This window comes from Neisseria sp. P0009.S007 (genome assembly GCF_051962515.1).
In genome coordinates, this window is record NZ_JBQCVF010000519.1 from 1 (window position 1) to 1034 (window position 1034).

The 1034-nt window shown below is 50.3% G+C and carries 1 protein-coding gene; it reads left to right on the forward strand.

The window, feature by feature from the left end; all coding sequences use genetic code 11:
- Positions 1 to 1034: glycine--tRNA ligase subunit beta (gene glyS, locus ACTHS3_RS14475; RefSeq protein WP_440368306.1), on the forward strand; the 1034-nt coding region annotated here is incomplete at both ends.

A 1034-nucleotide genomic window follows, 5' to 3' on the forward strand; every position in this document is an offset into this window, starting at 1 on the left:
CAGCTACGCCGCACAAATGCGCGAGCAAGGCAAAGTAGAAGCATCGTTTGCCGAACGCAAAGCCGCCATTCAGACGGCCTTGAACGAGCAGGCAGGCCGTCTGAACGCGACCGTTGCCGCCGATGAAGCCTTGTTGGACGAAGTGACCGCATTGGTCGAATGGCCTGTGGTATTGGAAGCCGGTTTTGAAGAACACTTCCTCGCCGTACCGCAAGAATGCTTGATTCTGACCATGCAGCAAAACCAAAAATACTTCCCGCTGCTCGATCAAAACGGCAAGCTGATGAACCGCTTCCTGCTGGTCTCCAACCTGCAAACCGAAGACCCGTCACACATCATCCAAGGCAACGAACGCGTTTTGCGCGCGCGCCTGTCTGATGCCGAGTTCTTCTACAAACAAGACCAAAAAGCGACTTTGGAAAGCCGCCTGCCGAAATTATCCAGCGTGGTTTACCACAACAAAATTGGTTCGCAAGCCGAGCGCATCGAGCGTCTGCAAAGCATTGCCGCCCATATCGCCAAAGCATTGGGCGCGGATGCCGCCGCAGCCGAGCGCGCCGCACGTTTGGCCAAAGCAGACTTGGTAACCGAAATGGTCGGCGAGTTCCCCGAATTGCAAGGCACCATGGGCAAATACTATGCCCGCTTGGACGGCGAAACCGAAGAAATCGCCGAAGCCATTGAGCAACATTATTGGCCACGTTTTGCAGGTGACAATCTTCCTCAAAGCAAAATCGCTATTGCTGTTGCGCTGGCCGACAAGCTAGAAACCTTAGTTGGCATTTGGGGTATCGGACAAATTCCTACCGGTGATAAAGATCCTTACGCCTTGCGTCGTGCCACATTGGGTATTTTGCGGATACTAATGTTACCTGAGTGTAAAGGAGATGAATTAGGATTAGGTAAGTTAATTGATAAAACATATGAAACCTTTCCTCGTGTTTGGAAAGATATGGCAAATTCCTTGGAACAGCAACATTTTGTGTTCAACATAACTTCTTTCATTGAAACCCGTTTAGCAATTCTTTTACAAA